The 17,521-nt window shown below is 72.8% G+C and carries 20 protein-coding genes; 10 read left to right on the top strand and 10 right to left on the bottom strand.

The window, feature by feature from the left end:
• Positions 1–71: 71 nt before the first annotated feature.
• Positions 72–1,037, top strand: a complete 966-nt coding sequence (locus tag ACIPYW_RS05030) for a DNA-3-methyladenine glycosylase family protein (RefSeq protein WP_400411335.1) — start codon at positions 72–74, stop codon at positions 1,035–1,037.
• 74 nt (positions 1,038–1,111) lie between these two features.
• A complete protein-coding gene (locus ACIPYW_RS05025) occupies positions 1,112–1,300 on the top strand; it encodes a zinc transporter permease (protein WP_400411332.1) in 189 nt (62 codons plus the stop codon).
• A gap of 218 nt (positions 1,301–1,518) precedes the next feature.
• Here the strand turns inward: ACIPYW_RS05025 and ACIPYW_RS05020 are convergent, their stop codons facing one another.
• Positions 1,519–2,376: an NAD-dependent epimerase/dehydratase family protein gene (locus tag ACIPYW_RS05020; protein ID WP_400411330.1), complete on the bottom strand. Its 858-nt coding sequence runs from the start codon at positions 2,374–2,376 to the stop codon at positions 1,519–1,521.
• Positions 2,377–2,487: 111 nt separating this feature from the next.
• On the bottom strand, positions 2,488–3,039 hold the full coding sequence (locus tag ACIPYW_RS05015) for an MOSC domain-containing protein (RefSeq protein ID WP_400411327.1): 552 nt from the start codon (positions 3,037–3,039) through the stop codon (positions 2,488–2,490).
• A 77-nt stretch (positions 3,040–3,116) separates the two neighbouring features.
• Between ACIPYW_RS05015 and ACIPYW_RS05010 the strand changes: the two genes are divergently transcribed.
• Genes ACIPYW_RS05010 through ACIPYW_RS05000 form a run of 3 tightly spaced genes read left to right on the top strand, consistent with a single transcriptional unit; the run spans position 3,117 to position 5,022 of the window.
• On the top strand, positions 3,117–3,815 hold the full coding sequence (locus tag ACIPYW_RS05010) for a YceI family protein (protein ID WP_400411324.1): 699 nt from the start codon (positions 3,117–3,119) through the stop codon (positions 3,813–3,815).
• Positions 3,815–4,327: a sigma-70 family RNA polymerase sigma factor gene (locus tag ACIPYW_RS05005; RefSeq protein ID WP_400411321.1), complete on the top strand. Its 513-nt coding sequence runs from the start codon at positions 3,815–3,817 to the stop codon at positions 4,325–4,327. Before ACIPYW_RS05010 ends, ACIPYW_RS05005 begins: the two co-directional genes overlap by 1 nt.
• Positions 4,324–5,022, top strand: a complete 699-nt coding sequence (locus ACIPYW_RS05000) for an anti-sigma factor family protein (RefSeq protein WP_400411318.1) — start codon at positions 4,324–4,326, stop codon at positions 5,020–5,022. The genes ACIPYW_RS05005 and ACIPYW_RS05000 overlap by 4 nt, the downstream gene beginning before the upstream one ends.
• Here the strand turns inward: ACIPYW_RS05000 and ACIPYW_RS04995 are convergent.
• Positions 5,019–5,492 (bottom strand): MarR family winged helix-turn-helix transcriptional regulator, encoded by a 474-nt coding sequence (locus tag ACIPYW_RS04995; protein ID WP_400411316.1) that lies wholly within the window; start codon positions 5,490–5,492, stop codon positions 5,019–5,021. The two genes, ACIPYW_RS05000 and ACIPYW_RS04995, sit on opposite strands and share 4 nt — an antisense overlap.
• Positions 5,493–5,610: 118 nt before the next feature.
• Between ACIPYW_RS04995 and ACIPYW_RS04990 the strand changes: the two genes are divergently transcribed.
• Together ACIPYW_RS04990 and ACIPYW_RS04985 are read left to right on the top strand one after the other, a co-directional pair.
• A complete protein-coding gene (locus tag ACIPYW_RS04990) occupies positions 5,611–9,186 on the top strand; it encodes a proline dehydrogenase family protein (RefSeq protein WP_400411313.1) in 3,576 nt (1,191 codons plus the stop codon).
• On the top strand, positions 9,179–9,907 hold the full coding sequence (locus tag ACIPYW_RS04985) for a tyrosine-protein phosphatase (RefSeq protein WP_400411310.1): 729 nt from the start codon (positions 9,179–9,181) through the stop codon (positions 9,905–9,907). The genes ACIPYW_RS04990 and ACIPYW_RS04985 overlap by 8 nt, the downstream gene beginning before the upstream one ends.
• Positions 9,908–10,023: 116 nt before the next feature.
• On the opposite strand, the gene ACIPYW_RS04980 is transcribed toward ACIPYW_RS04985, so the two are convergent.
• The 3 genes from ACIPYW_RS04980 to ACIPYW_RS04970 are packed head-to-tail and all read right to left on the bottom strand — an operon-like array spanning position 10,024 to position 11,909.
• Positions 10,024–10,560, bottom strand: a complete 537-nt coding sequence (locus ACIPYW_RS04980) for a dihydrofolate reductase family protein (RefSeq protein ID WP_400411307.1) — start codon at positions 10,558–10,560, stop codon at positions 10,024–10,026.
• Between the two features lie 33 nt (positions 10,561–10,593).
• A complete protein-coding gene (locus tag ACIPYW_RS04975) occupies positions 10,594–10,917 on the bottom strand; it encodes a hypothetical protein (protein WP_400411305.1) in 324 nt (107 codons plus the stop codon).
• Positions 10,914–11,909 (bottom strand): SDR family oxidoreductase, encoded by a 996-nt coding sequence (locus ACIPYW_RS04970; RefSeq protein WP_400411302.1) that lies wholly within the window; start codon positions 11,907–11,909, stop codon positions 10,914–10,916. Before ACIPYW_RS04970 ends, ACIPYW_RS04975 begins: the two co-directional genes overlap by 4 nt.
• A gap of 94 nt (positions 11,910–12,003) precedes the next feature.
• Between ACIPYW_RS04970 and ACIPYW_RS04965 the strand changes: the two genes are divergently transcribed.
• Positions 12,004–12,654 (top strand): hypothetical protein, encoded by a 651-nt coding sequence (locus ACIPYW_RS04965; RefSeq protein ID WP_400411300.1) that lies wholly within the window; start codon positions 12,004–12,006, stop codon positions 12,652–12,654.
• Here the strand turns inward: ACIPYW_RS04965 and ACIPYW_RS04960 are convergent.
• The 4 genes from ACIPYW_RS04960 to ACIPYW_RS04945 all read right to left on the bottom strand — a co-directional run bounded on the left by ACIPYW_RS04960 (position 12,626) and on the right by ACIPYW_RS04945 (position 15,039).
• Positions 12,626–13,363, bottom strand: coding sequence for a YqjF family protein (locus ACIPYW_RS04960; protein ID WP_400411297.1), 738 nt, complete (start codon positions 13,361–13,363; stop codon positions 12,626–12,628). The two genes, ACIPYW_RS04965 and ACIPYW_RS04960, sit on opposite strands and share 29 nt — an antisense overlap.
• On the bottom strand, positions 13,360–14,181 hold the full coding sequence (locus ACIPYW_RS04955; protein WP_400411294.1) for a nitroreductase family protein: 822 nt from the start codon (positions 14,179–14,181) through the stop codon (positions 13,360–13,362). Before ACIPYW_RS04955 ends, ACIPYW_RS04960 begins: the two co-directional genes overlap by 4 nt.
• 2 nt (positions 14,182–14,183) lie before the next feature.
• Positions 14,184–14,501, bottom strand: a complete 318-nt coding sequence (locus ACIPYW_RS04950; RefSeq protein ID WP_400411292.1) for a hypothetical protein — start codon at positions 14,499–14,501, stop codon at positions 14,184–14,186.
• A gap of 100 nt (positions 14,502–14,601) precedes the next feature.
• Positions 14,602–15,039: an Lrp/AsnC family transcriptional regulator gene (locus ACIPYW_RS04945; RefSeq protein ID WP_400411289.1), complete on the bottom strand. Its 438-nt coding sequence runs from the start codon at positions 15,037–15,039 to the stop codon at positions 14,602–14,604.
• A 244-nt stretch (positions 15,040–15,283) separates the two neighbouring features.
• On the opposite strand from ACIPYW_RS04945, the gene ddaH reads away from it, so the two are divergent.
• Entirely contained in the window at positions 15,284–16,174 is an 891-nt protein-coding gene (gene ddaH / locus ACIPYW_RS04940) for a dimethylargininase (RefSeq protein WP_400411287.1), read from the top strand.
• Positions 16,174–17,397, top strand: a complete 1,224-nt coding sequence (gene rocD, locus ACIPYW_RS04935) for an ornithine--oxo-acid transaminase (protein ID WP_400411286.1) — start codon at positions 16,174–16,176, stop codon at positions 17,395–17,397. The genes ddaH and rocD overlap by 1 nt, the downstream gene beginning before the upstream one ends.
• The last annotated feature ends 124 nt before the right edge of the window (positions 17,398–17,521 follow it).

Below are 17,521 nucleotides of genomic sequence, written 5' to 3'. Positions count from 1 at the left end.
GGAACTCCATCGTCGGTGGTGGTGGGACACGCCCATCATGACTGACGGTGGTTCCGCATTACCATCCTGGGGTGTCCCTCGCTGCGTCCGTCACCGCCGTCGGTGGCGTCGACCACGCAGCCGGACGGATCGACACGGTGTACCGACCGGCAGGGGCGGTGGACGTCCGCGCGACGCTCCGACCCCTGCAGCGCGGCTCCGGTGACCCCGCCTTCCGTGTGGTGGGTGCGGACACCTGGCTCGCGCTCCGGACGCCCGCGGGGCCGGCGTCGGTGCTCGTCCGCCGGGCCGGACCCGACGCGATCGCCGTCTCGGCGTGGGGCGACGGCGCCGAGTGGGCGGTGGCGCACGCCCCCGAGATGCTCGGCCGCGGTGACGACTGGTCCGACCTCGACGTGTCCTCGCACCCGTTCCTCGTCGACGCCCGGCACCGGCAGCCCGGCCTGCGGCTGCTCCGGACGAACGCGGTGGTCGCGGCCCTCGTGCCGGCGATCATGGAGCAGAAGGTGACCTCGCGGCAGGCGTGGCGCGCGTGGCGGTACCTCCTGCGGCGCTTCGGGACGCCCGCTCCCGGTCCGGCCCCGGCCGACATGTGGGTGCAGCCGACCGCGTCCGGGTGGGCGGCGATCCCGAGCTGGGAGTGGCACCGGGCCGGCATCGAGCCCGGCCGGTCGGCCACCGTGATGCGGGCGATGCGGGTCGCGCCGGCCCTCGAGCGCACCCTGACGCTCGGCCGTGGTGGCGCGGTGGTGTCCGACCGGCTGCAGTCGGTGCCCGGTGTCGGTGGGTGGACCGCCGCCGAGACGGCCCAGCGGGCGCACGGGGATCCGGATGCTCCGAGCGTGGGCGACTACCACGTGCCGGCCCTCGTCGGGTGGGCGCTGACGGGCGGTCCGGTCGACGACGACGGGATGCTCGAGCTGCTCGAGCCGTACCGCGGGCACCGCGAGCGGGTCGTGCGGCTCATCGGGGGCTCGGGCTTCCGGAAGCCGTCGTTCGGGCCGCGCATGACCATCCAGGACCACCGGCACCACTGAGCGTCGACACAGTCGCCGGACACACGCCATCCGCGCCCGTATTCTCCTGTTGAGAACCGATCTCAGGAGGAATCATGACCGACACCGACCCCACCCCGGCACCCGGCGACGACGAGCACCGCATCGCCGAGCACGACGTCTCGCAGCACGACCACGAGCACGACGGCGGCGAGCACGAGACCGTCGAGCACGGCGACCACGTCGACTTCGTCCACGACGGCCACCGCCACGCTCGGCACGAGGACCACTACGACGAGCACTGACGGTTGACGGTCGCTGACGCGACCACAGGACGCACTGGAGGCTCGTGGCGGCGCCGCCACGGGCCTCCCGTCCGGTTCCTGGTCGGGGGCTGCGCCGCCGCGCGGTGTCGGCGCACGACGCGGGTCACCTCGAACCGCGGCTCCCGGTGGTTCTGCGTGACCTCCGTCGCGTGGTGCGTGACCGCACGGGCGGACGCGCACCGCGACCGACTCGCGCGTCAGGGGTGCCGCGTGCCCTCGCCGGCGAGGACGGCTCGGTAGCCCTCGCGGAAGGTCGGGTACCGCGGTGCCCAGCCCGTCGAGCGGAGCAGCGCGTTCGAGAGCCGCTTGTCCCCGCCCGCCTGCCGCCCGTCGCCGTCACCGCGGACGGGTACGTCGACGCCGAGTTCGGTGGCGAGGAACCGGAGCACGTCGTCGAGGCGCACCGGCTCGTCGTCGGTCCCGAGGTAGGTCGGCGCCGGGTCCTCAAGGGTCGCGAGGTGCATCAGAGCCGCGGCCGCGTCGTCCCGGTGGATGCGGTTCGTGTGCGGGGAGGTGCCCGGCGCGAGTCGGGCGCTGCCGGAGCGGACCTGGTCGACCAGCCGCTCGCGACCGGGACCGTAGACCCCCGACAGCCGGAGCAGCACGGCACCGGGTGCGCGCCGTCGGAGCAGTTCCTCGGCCTCGACGAGCACGGCGGCCGTCGGGGTGCTGCCACGGACCGGGGTGTCCTCGGTGACCTCGCTCCCGTCGTCCACGTCGTACACCGCGGTCGAGGACACGACGACGATGCGCGGTTCGGCGGTGGACGCATCGACGCCGTCGAGGACGTTCCGGAGCCCGTCGACGTAGGTCGCCCGGTACTCGTCGACGTCCCTGCTGCCCGCTGCGGTCGCGACGACCACGACCGCGGTGTCGTCCGGGATCGTCGGGACCTCGTTCCGGAGGTCCGTGCTCCGACCGACCAAGGGCGCCGGCAGGAGTTCGGCGCGTCGACGCAGGCCGATCACGTGGTGGCCGAGCGCGGCGAAGCGGAGACCGGCCTCGGTCCCCAGGTCGCCGCAGCCGGCGACGACGACGGTTCCGTGGTGCTGCACGGGTCCACTGTGCCAGGCGTGGGCAGACGAAACGCGCGCGTTTCGACGACGCACGTGTCGATCGACGCGCGGGACGTCGAAACGCGCGCGTTTCGTGCGCCGTAGACCGGGTCAGACGGGCTGCAGCGGCTCCGGGGCGCCCTCGGGCAGCTCGACCCGGACGGTGTCGCCCGGTCGGACGGTCCCACCCGTGAGCACGACGGACATCACGCCGCCCTTCCGCTCCACGGACCCGTCCTCGGCGCGGCCGAGCACCGCCTTGAGCAACCCCGGCTCGAACCCGTTGATCTGCTGGCACGGGTTCCGGAGGCCCGTCACCCGCACGCTCGCGGTCTCGCCGAGGTACAGGACGGTCCCGGCCGGCAGCCCGAGCAGGTCGACGCCGCGCGTCGTGACGTTCTCGCCCATGTCGCCCGGGGCCACGGCGAACCCGGCGTCCGCGACCTCGTCGAAGAGCTCGGCGTGCAGCAGGTGCACCTGGCGGAGGTTCGGCTGCGAGGGGTCCCGCGCCACCCGGGACCGGTGCTGCACGGTGGTGCCGGCGTGGGCGTCCCCCTCGATGCCCCACCCGGCGACGAGGACGACCTCGTCCACGAGCGGCTTGCTGAAGTGGTGACCCCCGTCTCGGGCCACGGCGACGACGACCGGTGACTGCGCTCCCACACCCTCAGCCTGGCACGGATCGCCACGCCGATCGAGACCCGGTGAACGATCCGGTCCGCTGTCTCGTCGTGAAGGGTATGGGACTCCGCACACGCACCAAGGTCATCATCGGCATCGCCTCCGGCGTCGTGGTCGTCGGCGCCGCTGCAGCGATCGCCGGCCCGGTCATCTACGCGAACACCGTCAACGGACAGGCCGCGGCCGCTCCGTCGCTCAGCGCCGCGCCGTCCGGCGGCACGGGGAAGCTCTCCGCGTCCGAGGCGGACGGCAGCTGGAAGTCCACGGGCGACTCGTTCGCGGGCTACCGGGTGCACGAGACGCTCCAGGGCCAGGATGTGAACGTGGTCGGACGCACGAAGGACGTCGAGGGCACCGCCGAGGTCAGCGGCGGCTCCCTCACGAAGGCGACCGTCACGGTCCAGGTCGCGAAGATCAGCACGCCGGAGTCGGCACGCGACGAGTACTTCCGGAACACCGCGCTGCAGACCGACCAGCACCCCACGGCGACCTTCACGCTGACGAAGCCCGTCGACGTCTCCGGCGCGCTCGACGGTTCCGCCCAGGACGTCACGCTGACCGGCACGATGGACCTGCACGGCGTCGAGAAGCCCGTCACCGCCGACGCCCAGGTCGCCGTGGCGGGGGACGGCACGGTGCAGGTCGCCGGCAGCATCCCGATCACCTTCGAGGACTACGGCGTCCAGGCCCCGTCCCTCGGCTTCGTCACGGTGGACCCGAAGGGCTCCGTGGAGTTCTCCCTCGACCTGGAGAAGTGATGGTCACCGGACGCTCCGCCGACGAGCTGCTCGCCACGCTCCACCGTGAGCACGGCGACGCGCTCACGCGGTACGTCCGGCACCTGACGCGGAACGGCCACACCGTCGAGGACGTCGTGCAGGAGACGATGGTGCGCGCCTGGCAGCGACCGGCCGTGCTCGAGCGGACGCCCGACAGTGTCCGGGCATGGCTCTTCACGGTCGCGCGGAACCTCGTCGTGGACGACGCCCGGTCGGCCCGGAACCGACACGAGCACGGCACGGAGCAGCCGGTCGACCGTGCCGAGGCCGACCGCACCGACGCCGTCCTCGACCGCATCGTCGTGGCGGACGCGCTCGCCTCGCTCAGCCCGGACCACCGTCGGGTGGTGGTGGACGCGTACTGGCTCGGCCACACCGTGCCGGAGATCGCCCGGCGGCACGACATCCCGGAGGGCACCGCGAAGTCGCGGCTGCACTACGGTCTGCGGGCCCTCCGGCTCGCACTGCAGGAACGAGGAGTGACCCGATGAGCGACGACCGCTACGCCGAGTGGGACGCCGCCTACGTGCTCGGCTCGCTGCCGGCGGACGAGCGGCTCGAGTACGAGCGTCACCTCGAGACGTGCGACCGCTGCGCGGCCGCCGTCGCCGAGCTGGTCGGACTGCCCGGCCTGCTCGGGAAGCTCCCGGCCGACCAGGCGGTCGAGATCGCGGAGCCGGACGGGAGGCCCGACACCGGTTCCGAGGGCACCCTCGCCTCCGTGGCCCACCGGGTCCGTCACCGTCGGCGCCGTCGTCGGGTGTGGGTCGCCGCCACTGCGGCGGCGGCCGTGCTCGCAGCCGTGCTCGGCGGGCTCGCGGTCGGGACCGCACGGGTCGACCCCGCGTCCGTGCAGGCCGCCTCGCAGAGCGCTGCCGACCGGTACTCGCTCGTCGGCGCCCGTGGTCTCGACGTCGACCTGGCCGTCAGCGGCGAGCCGTGGGGCACGCGCTTCGACTGGGGCTGCTCGTACGGCGGGAAGTCCTGGGCGTCGGACGGCTCGGTCCAGTACGACCTCGTCGTGGTGCGTGACGACGGCACGGCGGAGACGGTGGCCTCGTGGTCAGCGGCAGGGGAGGACGCCCGCGGGCTGTCGGCCTCGACGACCGTGCCCCGAGGCGACATCGCGAGCGTGCAGGTCCGGCTCCGCGGCGACGACCGCGTCCTCGCGGACGTCGACCTCTAGCGGTCCGCTGCTTCCAGGTCCACCGGACCGATCGCGGTGTGGACGCGCGCACTGACGGTCCGCAGCGTGCCCGCGTCGGTCCCCACGGGCCTCCAGAACAGGTCCTCCAACGCGGCCGTGTGCGCACGGATGCCGGACAGCACCGCGCGACGGCCGTCGGGGGTCATCGAGACCCAGCTGCCGCGGCCGTCGGTGGGGCAGTCGGCCCGCTCCACCAGCCCGCGGGCGACCATGCGCGTGACCTGGTGGCTGACGCGGGACTTCTCCCAGCCGATGCCCGCTGCGATGTCGCGCACGCGCAGCCGGTGGTCGGGGTCGCGGTGCAGCCCGATGAGGATCTCGAACTCCGGGATCGAGATGCCCGCGCCCTCCTGCACGGCGTGGTCGAGCGCCCGGTCCAGCCGTCGCCAGGCGTCGTGGTAGGTGTCCCACGTGACCCAGTCGTGCCCCTCGTCGTCCTGCGTCACCATGCTCGACAGCGTATCGACGGATGCCCGGAGCGACGCCGGTTTCATCCGTCCGGATGACCCTCCGGCGACGCACGGCGTGCTCCGAGGGAGCGTCGGTGCGGCGGCATACGATCGGGACATGCCGACCCCCAGCATCGCCGACTGCACCGACGACGCCGTGGCCCTCGTGCGTCGCTGGCTGGCGGCCTCCGCGGGCATCAAGCCGGACCCGGGTGCGGCACGGCTGGCGGGGGTGCTCCGCGACGAGCAGGGGCTGGACTTCACCCGCGGCTTCGTCGACCGGGTGATCCGGCCGGAGGACCCCAGGGTCGCCGCCCGCAACCTCGAGAAGCTCAGCCAGGACGTCCCCGAGTTCCTCGCCTGGTACCTCCGCGGCGCGGTCACGCTCGGCGGCGGGTTCGCGACGATGGCGCCGTGGGCCGTGATCCCGACCGCGCGGCGGATCCTGCGTCGGATGACCGGGCACCTGGTGATCGACGCGACCCCGGCGAAACTCGGTCCGGCGCTCGCGAAGGTCGGCGGCGCGGGCACCCGACTCAACGTCAACCTGCTCGGCGAGGCCGTGCTCGGCACGGCCGAGAGCGACCGCCGGCTGCAGGGCACGACGGACCTCCTCGCCCGCGACGACGTCGACTACGTCTCGATCAAGGTGAGCTCGGTCGTGCCGCAGATGTCGGCGTGGGCGTTCGACCAGACGGTCGAGCGGGTGGTCGACCGGCTCGTCCCGCTGTACCGCCTCGCCGCCGCTCCGCTCGCCGAGGGTCGCCCGGCGAAGTTCATCAACCTCGACATGGAGGAGTACCGCGACCTCGACGTCACGCTCGCGGTGTTCACGACGCTGCTCGACCGCGACGAGTTCGCGGGGCTCGAGGCCGGCATCGTGCTGCAGGCGTACCTGCCCGACGCCGCAGGGGCCCTCGACCGGCTGACCACGTGGGCACAGGCACGCCGCACCCGAGGGGGAGCGCCGGTCAAGGTGCGGCTCGTCAAGGGTGCGAACCTCGCGATGGAGCACGTCGACGCGATCCTGCACGAGTGGCCGCTCGCGACGTGGGGCAGCAAGCGCGAGACCGACACGGCCTACCTCCGGATGCTCGACACCGCCCTGACGCCCGAGCGCACCGACGCCGTCCGGGTCGGGGTCGCCGGGCACAACCTCTTCGACCTCGCCACCGCGTGGGTGCTCGCACAGCGCCGCGGGGTCACCGACGCGGTCGACGTCGAGATGCTGCTCGGCATGGCGTCCACGCACGCCGAGGCGGTGCGCGCCGACGTCGGCGGGATCCTGCTCTACACGCCCGTCGTGCAGCCGGAGGAGTTCGACTCCGCCATCGCCTACCTCGCCCGACGCCTGCAGGAGAGCGCGAGCCCCGAGAACTTCATCTCCGGAGCCTTCGACATCGACCGCGACGCCAGCGTCTTCGACCGCGAGCACGGCCGGTACCTGGCCTCGGTCGCCGCCCTCGACCAGCCGGTGCCCGCGACGAACCGCACGCAGGACCGCCGTCGCCCGCTCGGCGAACCCGAGCACCGCGACGCCTTCCGGAACGCCCCCGACACCGACCCCTCCATCGCCGCCAACCGCAGCTGGGCGCTGGACGTCCTCCGACGTGTCCCGAAGTCCCAGCTGGGCGCGCAGACCATCCGCGGGGCCAAGGTCGTCGACCGGTCGACGCTCGAACGGATCGTCGCCCGGACCGCCCAGGCCGGCGTGAACTGGGGACGGCAGGACCCGACCGACCGCGCCGAGCTCCTCGACCTCATCGGGCACGAACTCGAGACCCGACGGGCCGACCTCATCGAGGTGATGGCCGCCGAGACGGGCAAGACCATCAGTGAGGCCGACGTCGAAGTGACCGAGGCCGTCGACGCCGCCCACCACTACGCCGAGAGCGCCCGACAGTTGGCCGCGCTCGACGGGGACGGCGCCCGGTTCGTCCCGCCCCGGCTGACCGTCGTCGTCCCGCCGTGGAACTTCCCGGTCGCCATCCCTGCCGGTGGGGTGCTCGCCGCGCTCGCCGCGGGCAGCGGGGTCGTGCTCAAGCCCGCACCCGAAGCCAAGCGGTGCGGTGCGCTCCTCGCCGACGTGCTCTGGGACGCCGGGGTCCCGCACTCGCTCCTCCAGCTGGTCGACCTCGACGAGGACGCCCTGGGCCGCGAGCTCGTCGCCCACCCCGCGGTCGACCGCGTGCTGCTGACCGGCAGCGCCGACACCGCCCGCTCCTTCCGGTGGTGGCGCGCCGGCCTCCCGCTGACCGCCGAGACGAGCGGCAAGAACGCGATCGTCGTGACGCCGAGCGCCGACCTCGACCTCGCCGTGCAGGACGTCGTGCAGTCGGCGTTCGGGCACGCCGGGCAGAAGTGCTCCGCCGCGTCGCTCGTCGTGCTCGTCGGCTCCGTCGGCGAGAGCGAGCGCTTCCGACGCCAGCTCGTGGACGCCACCCGGACGCTGCGGGTGGCCTGGCCGGACGACCCGAGCGCGCAGGTGGGCCCGGTGATCGCCGAGCCGACGGGCAAGCTCCGCGCCGGACTCACCGAGCTCGGCCCGGGGGAGTCCTGGCTCGTGCAGCCGGAGCCCCTCGACGACTCCGGGCGGCTGTGGTCCCCCGGCATCCGCGACGGCGTCCGACCCGGCAGCGACTTCCACCAGACGGAGTACTTCGGCCCGGTGCTCGGCATCGTGCGGGCGGAGACCCTCGAGCAGGCGGTGGCGATCCAGAACGGGACCGACTACGGCCTCACCGCGGGCATCCACTCGCTCGACGTCGACGAGGTCGCGGACTGGCTCGCCACCGTGCAGGCAGGCAACCTGTACGTCAACCGGGGCATCACCGGCGCGGTCATCGGTCGGCAGCCGTTCGGTGGTTGGAAGCGGTCGTCGGTCGGCACCGGCACCAAGGCCGGCGGGCCGTTGTACGTCGCGACGCTCGGCCGCTGGGAGCGCACCGAGCGGACGGTCCACAAGAGCATCCAGCTGCACGGACTCCCGCCACGGGTGACGGCCCTCATCGAGGCGGCACGGAGCGGGCTGTCGTTCGAGGAGTTCGACCAGGTCCGTGCGGGTGCCCTGAGCGACGTCCGTGCCCGCGAGTCACGGTACGGCCGCTCGCACGACGGCTCCGGGCTCGTCGTGCAGCGCAACGTGCTCCGCTACCGCCCGCAGTCCGTGATCGTCCGGCACGCGGAGGACTCGGCGACGGGCGACCTCGTCCGGGTGCTCGCCGCTGCGACCGCCGCCCGCGCTCACCTCATGCTGAGCACGTCCCGTCCGCTGCCCGGACCGCTCACGCAGTTGCTCGCGTCCTCCCGGTCCCCGCTCGACGTCGTCGACCACGTGGTCGAGAGCGACGAGGAGTTCCTCGCGCGGGCAGCGTCCGGCGCAGTGTTCGACCAGCGGTGGAGCGACCCCGACGACGAGCAGCAGGACGCCCTCGACCAGGTGCTCTCCCAGCCGGACGACCGACCGCGCCACACCGCGTTCGGCGGCCCGGGGAGCCGCATCCGCCTGCTCGGCGGCGACCCCCTCGCCCTCGAGGAAGCCCTCGGCGTCAGCGTGGACACCGCGATCCACGACGCACCCGTGGTCGAGTCCGGAGTCATCGAGATGCTCCCGTTCCTCCGCGAGCAGTCCGTGTCGATCACCGCGCACCGCTTCGGCGACCTCGACCCCGACTTCCAGGAGCTCCGTGTCTGACGACCGCACGCTCCACGTCGAGGGCCTGTTCAACGCCCGAGACCTCGGCGGACTCCCGCTCCGTGCCGGCGGGACGACCCCGCGCGGCAGGATCGTCCGGTCGGAGAGCGTCGACCGGGTCACCACCGAGGGCTGGCGGACGCTCCACGACGACGGGATCCGGACCGTCGTCGACCTCCGTGCACCGTCGGAGCGGGCGAAGGACACCGGTCCCCGCCCGGAGTGGCTCAGGACGGTGGTCGTCGACCACGACGGGCTCGACGACGCCCCGGGGTTCTGGGAGGCCTACTGGGAGACCGGGCTGGTCGGGACGCCGCTGTACTACGGGCCGCACCTCGCGGAACTGCCCGAGCGCACCGGCCGTGCACTCGCCGCGATCGCGGACGCGCCCCCGGGCGGGGTGCTCTTCCACTGTGCGGGTGGCCGCGACCGCACCGGCATCGTCGCCCTCGCGCTCCTCACGATCGCGGGCGTCGAGCCCTCCGCCGTCGTCGACGACTTCCTCGTGACCGTCGAGACCGCTCCCGCCTTGTACGAGTCGATCGGTGTGCCGCTCCCGGAGGGGAAGATCGAGGCGCTCTGCGCGGAGCACGGAACGACCGTCGCGGGCGCGTTCCGCGCTGCGGTCGACGGGTTCGACGTCGACCGCTTCGTCGAACGGTCGGGTCTCGACGCGGCCCGACTGGAGGCCCTGCGCACGTTCCGCGCGCACGTCGCGTGACGCGACCCTCCGCCTGGAGGCCCTGCGCACGTTCCGCGCGCACGTCGCGTGACCGACGGCCTGTCCCGGCGCCCTTCCCGCGGGCCGTGCGCGCGTCACGCGACCCGTGCCTCCCGTCAGTCGCGTCCGCGACGGTGGTGCAGTTCGACCGCACCGCCCTCGAACGTCGTCGTGTCGACCAGGTCGAAGACGGACGTCGGGGCCGCGACCGGCAGGAGCGGCGTGCCCGCGCCGAGCGCGACGGGCATGACGGTCACGCGTAGTTCGTCGAGGAGGCCGGCCTCCTGGTACTGGGCGGCGAGCAGCCCGCCGCCCACCACCCAGACGTCGCGACCGGCGGCGGCCGCGACGATCGCGTCCTGGTGCGCCGTGACGTCGCCGGAGACGAACCGCACGTCCGCGCCGGACGGGACGGCGAGCTCGCGACTCGTGAACACCCAGGTCGGGCGGTCCGGGTACGCCCACGTGTCGTCGTGCTCGAGCAACCACTCGTACGTCGTCGCTCCCATGACGAGCACGCCGACGTCGGCGAAGAACCGGTCGTGGTGCTCCTGGAACGGCTCGAACCCGAACCGGAGGAGCCAGTCGAGGTCGTCACCGGGGGCGGCGACGAAGCCGTCGAGGGACGACGCGACGGAGTAGATCGTGCTCATGGCGGGACGGTACCGACCACCGCCGACAGACCGTCAGCGGTGGCGCCGACCGTGCCCGTGTCCGACGGCGGCGACCTCCGCGACCGTGAGGACCGTCGCGAGGAGCACCTGCACGGCCGCGAACCCGCGCAGACGACCACCGAGCAGCGCGACCGGGATCATCGACGCGCCGTGCAGCACGTCCACGACGGCGCTCGCGGTGTGGGCGTCCCGGGAACCGGACCGCGACACGAGCACCGCCTGCGCCGTCTGCCGCACCGCGAGCACCGCGTCGAGCACCGGTGTCCCGCGCCGGCCGACGAGCCGGACCGCGTGGCCACCGGCGACCGCGAGCCGGAGGACCTCGACCGTCCTCACTTCCGACGCCCCGCCGCGAGCGCGATGACCCCGACGGCACCGACTGCGGCGCCGAGGATGCCGTTGCCGAGCCGGCGGTGCTCGACCCACCACGTCTGCGGCGACCAGGCGTGCGCCGAGTCGTCGAACACGCCGTGTGCTCCGTGGTCACCGGGGATCGGGTCGTGGAGGTTGACACCGAGTGCGGCGCCGTCCTTCTGCGGTGCCTGCTGCCCGGACACCAGGGTCTTCGCGGCGTACCAGTCGGCGAACCGCCCGCTGATGCGGTTGCCGAGGATCGTGTAGACGGTCGACTCGCCCACCCACGTGCGACGTCGGGGCCGTTCGGCCGTCGTGGCGATCGCCCGTGCGCCCACCTCGGGCTGGTAGATCGGCGCGACGGGCTGCGCCTGGTGCGGCAGCTTCGACTTCACCCACTGGAACTGGATCGTGTTGAGTGCCGGCATGTCGACCCGGGAGATCGCGACCTTGCTGCCCTGCTCCTCGAGCTCGGACACGACCGACTCGGTGAACCCGACGATCGCGTGCTTGGCGCCGCAGTACGCGGCCTGCAGGGGGATCCCGCGGAAGCCCAGTGCCGAACCGACCTGGATCACCTGGCCCCGATCGCGGGGGACCATGCGGGACAGTGCCGCCCGGGTGCCGTTCACGCAGCCCAGGTAGGTGACGTGGAGCGCCCGTTCGAAGTCGTCGGGGTCGGTGTCGAGGAACCGTCCGAAGACGCCGACCATCACGTCGTTCACCCAGAGGTCGATCGGCCCGAGCTCGGCTTCGACCCGGTCGGCCGCGGCCTCGACGGCCTCGCGCTCGGAGACGTCCACGAGCACCGCCAGCCCGCGGCGTCCTGCTGCCTCGACCTCGGCGACCGCAGCGTCGACACCGTCCTTCCCGCGGGCGAGGACCGCGACGTCCCAGCCCCGGGCGGCGAGCTCGCGCACCGTCGCCCGTCCGAGTCCCGCCGAACCACCGGTCACCACAGCCACACGTGTCATTGATCCGTTCTACCGAGCGTGGTGCCGCTCCCCGCCCAGCCGCGGTGTCCCCCGGTGCCGCGCGCGGGAGGACGGCCACGAGGATGATGGGCCGGTGGACACCCGAGCAGAGGACACCGTCGAGGAGGCGCCGCCGCCCGGCTGGGTGCTGAACACCCCGACGCGGATCCACGAGGTCTGGACACTCCCGGTCTGCCTAGTGGCGCTCGCCGTTCTCATCGCGCTGCTCGGGACGCGGTTCGGCGAGGTGCTCGGCGCGGTCGTGTGCGTGACGTGTGCCGTCGTCGTCGCAGCCGGTGCGGTCGCCCTGGCCGTGGCCGGACGGACGGCGTACCACGGCCAGGACCTCCGGGCTTCGTGGCGGCTGCACGTCGTCCGGGTGGCCGTCGGCGTGACCACGGCCTCGATCGTCGCGATCGGGACGTTGGTGATCGGCCTCCCGTTCGGCTGGCTCTTCGGCGCCGTCGGCTGGGTCCCGACGATGTTCCGCTTCGCACGCTCGGTGCCCCGGATCGACGGGTTGCTCGTGGCCTGGGCATCGGTCTTCATCGCTGTTTCGTGCGCGGTCCTGTCCGTCGCCGGACTCACTGTCCACGGCTTGCCGGAGCGTCTCTCCGCGGTGTGGATCGGTCCCGGTGCGATCCTCGCAGCGCTCGCCCTCGTGATGGCAGTCGTGCAGTTCGCCGTCGCCGAGCGCACGCCTCCGGACCGCCCCCTCAGCGCCCCAGACCGAACCGCGTCGTGACCCCCGGCGCGTAGAGCACCGAGTCCGGCTCGAGCTCCGTCAACGCGAACGGCAGCCCGGCCGCCGCGACGAGGTCGTCCCGCAGGTGCACGACCGACGCCCGGTGCAGCGGCCACGTCTCGTGCTCGTTCGGCCAGAACCGCGTCCGGCCTGCCCGGTGCACGTGCATGCCCCAGCGTGCCGTGAGGAAGGTCTCGAGGGCGGTCGGCTCCTCGATCCGGGAGCCGATCCGCACGTCCACCACCGACCGCGTGTGGGTACCGTGCCGGCGCATCGCGTACGCGGCCCGGTCCGGCTCCGGTCGGCGGAACTCGGCGTGCGCCCACCAGTACGGCAGCGCCGTCGCGACCCGGGCGCCGAGGGTCGGCAGGAGCTTCCCGGCGTCGAGCGAGAGGAACACGACGCCGTGCCGGCCCTGGTCGTCGACCGTGTAGACGCGGACGTTCACCTCGACGAAGTCCCCGACGCGACCGACCCGGACGGGCGGGAACGCGGTGTCGGTGAACCGGAACGCGATGAGGCCCACCCACGTGGTCGAGCCGTCGTCGACACCGTCCGCACCGAGCGTGTCGGGCCGGACCCCGGCCGGGAGGTGCGGGGCGACCGCCGAGACGTCCACCCGCCAGTGCACGAAGACGACGTCGAGCCAGTCCTGCTGGATCCACGGGCGACCCGGCAGCCGCGGGGCCACCGCCGAGATCGCCGTCACCGGGTGTCCGCTCCGCCCGCGGGCGCGGCGTCGTCCCACCCCTGCTGCGGGGTGTCGCACGTGCCCCGGAAGACGTACTGCGACGGCCGCTTCCGTTCGCTCGACGTCCAGTCGATCGCCGGACGTCGACGCTCGGGTGGCAGGTACCCGATCCGGTACACGGCCATGAGCTCCAGGGACGGGGGGACCCGCAGCAGCCCCTCGATCTCCCCCCACGCTCCCGGTGTCTCCATCGGGAAGGACACGAACTGGATGCCGAGGCCGAGCTCGGTGGTGGCGAGCCAGATGTTCTCCATCGCCGCGCCCATGCTGAACACCGAGTAGAAGCCGGACAGCTCCTCCTTCCGGTACTCGTGCCGGTCGAGCATCACGCCGAGCAGCAGCGGCGACCCGGCCACGAGCTTCCGGTTCTCCTCGCCGAGGGTCTGCGGCACGCGGAGGGTGTTCATGAGCAGCTGCCCGCGCTTCGTGAAGACCTGCTTCGTGAACGGCTTGAGCGGTCCGGGGAGCTTGTCGAACAGCATCCCGTCGCGCCGCTCGTCCATCTCGGCCTGCGAGAACCGGAAGTAGGGCTTGTACCGCTCGAAGAACGTGCCCTCGGCCATCGTCCGCGTCATCGACGACCCGCTGATCTGCGCGACCCGGTCGATCGTCGCCCGCTCCTCGACGAGCACGAACCGCCACGGTTGGCTGTTCAGCTGCGACGGTGCCCGCCCCGCGAGTTCCATCAGCAGCCGCTGGTGCTCCTCGGACACGGGGTCGGGCAGGAACGCCCCGTTGGTCGTGCGTCGGCGTCGGATGGCTTCGAAGAGCTCCACTGCTACCTCTCTGGTCGTCGGCGCGCGAGCATCGCCCCCAGGTAGGACGGTGCGGCGGCGACCGCGACTCTCCAGTGTGCTCCGGCGCGGGGGTTCGTGCGTGGAGCGACGGCGAGCGGGACGAGCGCGGGGAGCAGGAAGAGCGCGCTGCGGTCGCGGGTCCAGACGGGTGTCGTCGCGGCCGCTCCGGTCAGGGTCGCGGTGACGACGAACAGGCCGTGGTGCACGACCCGGAGCTTCCTCGTCCGGATGAGGCGCACGGCCACGGCCGTGCCCCAGAGGCAGTTGGCCACGTACGCGGCGGTCGCGGCGGTGACCATCCGACGGGCCGTCACGGACCGTCCGGGAGGCACGCCGCGCCTCCCGGCTGTCGTCTTCCGTCCCACAGGGGCGAACCTACGCGCCGGGGGCGCCCCGTCGTCAGGCGGATTCGCGGGTGACCAGCTTGGACAGCACGATGGCGCTGCGGGTGTGGTCGACCTGCGGTGCGAGCCGCACCCTGTCGAGCGCCTCCTCGAGGGCGGGGAGGTCGCGCGAGCGCATGTGCACGACGGCGTCGGCGCTGCCGGTGACGGTGCCGGCGTCGATGACCTCGGGGACGCTGTCCAGCAGCGAACGCAGTTCGTCGGGCGAGACGGTGCCGCGGCAGTAGAGCTCGACCCAGGCCTCAGTGCCGCGGTCCTCGACGGCGGGGTCGACCTTGATCGTGAAGCCCTGGATGACCCCGTCGGCGACGAGTCGGTCGACGCGACGCTTCACCGCGGAGGCCGAGAGTCCGACCACCGACCCGATGTCGCCGTAGCCGGCGCGGGCGTTCTCCCGGAGTTGATCCAGGATGCGGTGGTCGAGCGAATCCATTGCACCAATGCTACGCGGACTTCTTGCACGCCAGGTGGGTCCCGCGCACGAAACGTGCGTCACCCGAACGGGTGCCACTGCCCCGCAGTGTGGGGGACTGCACCTGCTGGACGGTGTGTGCAAGACTCGGGACCGGCGTCGACCTGGTCCGCTACGGCGAGTGAGCCTGCATCTCGCCGGAGCTCTGCAACTCGTCCAGTGGTGGTTCCTGGCAGGCTCGGGCCCCGGTCCCCCAGGAGGACTGATGTCGAACACCGCTCCCGAATCCCTCGCCGCTCCGGCCCGTGTCGCCACCAAGCGCACGATCCTCATGTGCAAGCCGACCCACTACACGGTCAGCTACCGGATCAACCCGTGGATGCACCCCGAGGAGCCGACCGACACGTCGAAGGCCGTCGAGCAGTGGCAGTCGCTCGTCGACGTCTACGAGCAGCTCGGCTTCGACATCTCGTACATCGAGCCGATCGAGGGCCTGCCGGACATGGTCTACGCGGCCAACGGCGGGTTCGTGCTCGACGGTGTCGCGTACGGCGCGAAGTTCCAGTACCCCGAGCGCCAGCCCGAGGGCCCCGCGTACATGGACTGGTTCCGCAGCGCGGGCCTGACCGTGGCCGAGCCCGAGGAGACGAACGAGGGCGAGGGCGACTTCCTGCTCATCGGGGACACCATCTTCGCCGGGACCGGGTTCCGCTCCGACAGCACCTCGCACGAGGAGCTCGCGACGATCTACGGCCGCGAGGTCGTCACGCTCAAGCTGATCAACCCGAACTTCTACCACCTCGACACGGCGATCGCGGTGCTCGACCCGGAGCCCGCGGCGGACGGCACCTCGAACATCGCCTACCTCGAGAGCGCCTTCGACGTCGCCTCGCTCGCGATCCTGCGCGAGCGCTTCCCGGACGCGATCATCGCGACCGAGGAGGACGCCGCGATCCTCGGGCTGAACTCGTACTCGGACGGCTACAACGTCGTGATCGCGTCGCGCGCCACGACCTTCGCGGAGCAGCTGCGGGAGAAGGGCTACAACCCGATCGGCGTCGACCTGTCCGAGCTGCTGCTCGGCGGTGGCGGCGTGAAGTGCTGCACGCTCGACCTGCACCCGGTCGGCACCGGCAACTCGGTCGCGCGGTCCTGATGAGCACCGCGACCGGCACCGCCACCGCTGCTGCGCTCGCCGTCGAGGACCGCTCCCTCGCCCACAACTACAGCCCGCTGCCCGTCGTCATCGCGTCGGGTGACGGGGCGTGGGTGACGGACGTCGACGGGAAGCGCTACCTCGACGGGCTCGCCGCGTACTCCGCGGTGAACTTCGGCCACGGCAACGCCCGCCTCCTCGGCGCCGCCCGGGCCCAGCTCGACCGGGTCACGCTGACCTCGCGCGCGTTCGTGAACGACCGGCTCGGACCGTTCGCCGCGGCCCTCGCCGACCTGACGGGCACCGACATGGTGCTCCCGATGAACACCGGAGCCGAGGCCGTCGAGTCCGCGATCAAGGTCTCCCGCGCCTGGGGCTACCGCGTGAAGGGCGTCCCGGCCGACCGTGCCACGATCATCGTCGCGTCCGGGAACTTCCACGGCCGCACGACCACGATCGTCTCCTTCTCGGACGACCCGTCGGCCCGTGACGACTTCGGGCCGTTCACGCCCGGGTTCCGCACGGTGCCGTACGGCGATGCCGCGGCGTTGCGAGCAGCGATGGACGAGACCGTCGTCGCCGTGCTGCTCGAGCCGATCCAGGGCGAGGGCGGCGTCGTCATCCCGCCGGCGTCGTACCTGCCCGCCGTCCGCGAGGTCTGCGACGAGTTCGGCGCCCTGCTCGTCGCCGACGAGATCCAGTCCGGCCTCGGCCGCACCGGGCACACCCTCGCGGTGCAGCGCGTCGGCGTGACGCCGGACCTCATCACGCTCGGCAAGGCGCTCGGCGGCGGGATCGTCCCGGTGTCCGCCGTGGTCGGTCGCCGCGACGTCCTGGGCGTCCTGCGCCCGGGCGAGCACGGCTCGACGTTCGGCGGGAACCCGCTCGCGGCCGCCGTCGGCTCCGAGGTCGTGGCGATGCTCGGCGAGGGCACGTTCCAGCAGCGGGCACTCGACGGCGAACCGCTGCTCCGCGGTCTGCTCGACGACCTCGTCGGCCAGGGCGTCGTGACGCACCGCGTGGCCGGGCTCTGGGCCGGGATCGACATCGACCCGGCGCTCGGGACCGGCAAGGAGATCGCGCACGACATGGCCGACCGCGGCGTCCTCGTGAAGGACACCCACGGGTCGACGATCCGCTTCGCGCCGCCGCTCGTCGTCACCGACGACGAGGTGCGGCACGCGATCGATGTGCTCGGCGAGGTCCTGCGCGCCCGCAGCTGACGGGGCGGGCGCGCGCCGTGCCTCCCGGCCGGTGGGTCTGTCCGCTGTGCCGCCGCACAACCAAAGACACCCGGAACCGCGCGATCACGCGGTTCCGGGTGTCTTTGGTTGTGCGCGCCTGCGC

It is taken from the genome of Curtobacterium sp. NPDC089689 (assembly GCF_044749145.1).
Classification (GTDB): domain Bacteria; phylum Actinomycetota; class Actinomycetes; order Actinomycetales; family Microbacteriaceae; genus Curtobacterium.
Note: the sequence above shows the minus strand (reverse complement) of the source record. Positions and strands in the feature narration are given on the sequence as shown.

What these genes read in the sequence shown, in the direction of transcription:
- ACIPYW_RS05010 (WP_400411324.1), top strand. Translation starts at nt 3,117, where the DNA reads ATGGGACTCCGCACACGCACCAAGGTCATCATCGGCATCGCCTCCGGC.
- ACIPYW_RS05000 (WP_400411318.1), top strand. Translation starts at nt 4,324, where the DNA reads ATGAGCGACGACCGCTACGCCGAGTGGGACGCCGCCTACGTGCTCGGC.
- ACIPYW_RS04990 (WP_400411313.1), top strand. Translation starts at nt 5,611, where the DNA reads ATGCCGACCCCCAGCATCGCCGACTGCACCGACGACGCCGTGGCCCTC.
- ACIPYW_RS05005 (WP_400411321.1), top strand. Translation starts at nt 3,815, where the DNA reads ATGGTCACCGGACGCTCCGCCGACGAGCTGCTCGCCACGCTCCACCGT.
- rocD (WP_400411286.1), top strand. Translation starts at nt 16,174, where the DNA reads ATGAGCACCGCGACCGGCACCGCCACCGCTGCTGCGCTCGCCGTCGAG.
- ACIPYW_RS04950 (WP_400411292.1), bottom strand. Translation starts at nt 14,501, where the DNA reads ATGGTCACCGCCGCGACCGCCGCGTACGTGGCCAACTGCCTCTGGGGC.
- ACIPYW_RS04980 (WP_400411307.1), bottom strand. Translation starts at nt 10,560, where the DNA reads ATGAGCACGATCTACTCCGTCGCGTCGTCCCTCGACGGCTTCGTCGCC.
- ACIPYW_RS04945 (WP_400411289.1), bottom strand. Translation starts at nt 15,039, where the DNA reads ATGGATTCGCTCGACCACCGCATCCTGGATCAACTCCGGGAGAACGCC.
- ACIPYW_RS04995 (WP_400411316.1), bottom strand. Translation starts at nt 5,492, where the DNA reads ATGGTGACGCAGGACGACGAGGGGCACGACTGGGTCACGTGGGACACC.
- ACIPYW_RS05025 (WP_400411332.1), top strand. Translation starts at nt 1,112, where the DNA reads ATGACCGACACCGACCCCACCCCGGCACCCGGCGACGACGAGCACCGC.
- ddaH (WP_400411287.1), top strand. Translation starts at nt 15,284, where the DNA reads ATGTCGAACACCGCTCCCGAATCCCTCGCCGCTCCGGCCCGTGTCGCC.
- ACIPYW_RS04970 (WP_400411302.1), bottom strand. Translation starts at nt 11,909, where the DNA reads ATGACACGTGTGGCTGTGGTGACCGGTGGTTCGGCGGGACTCGGACGG.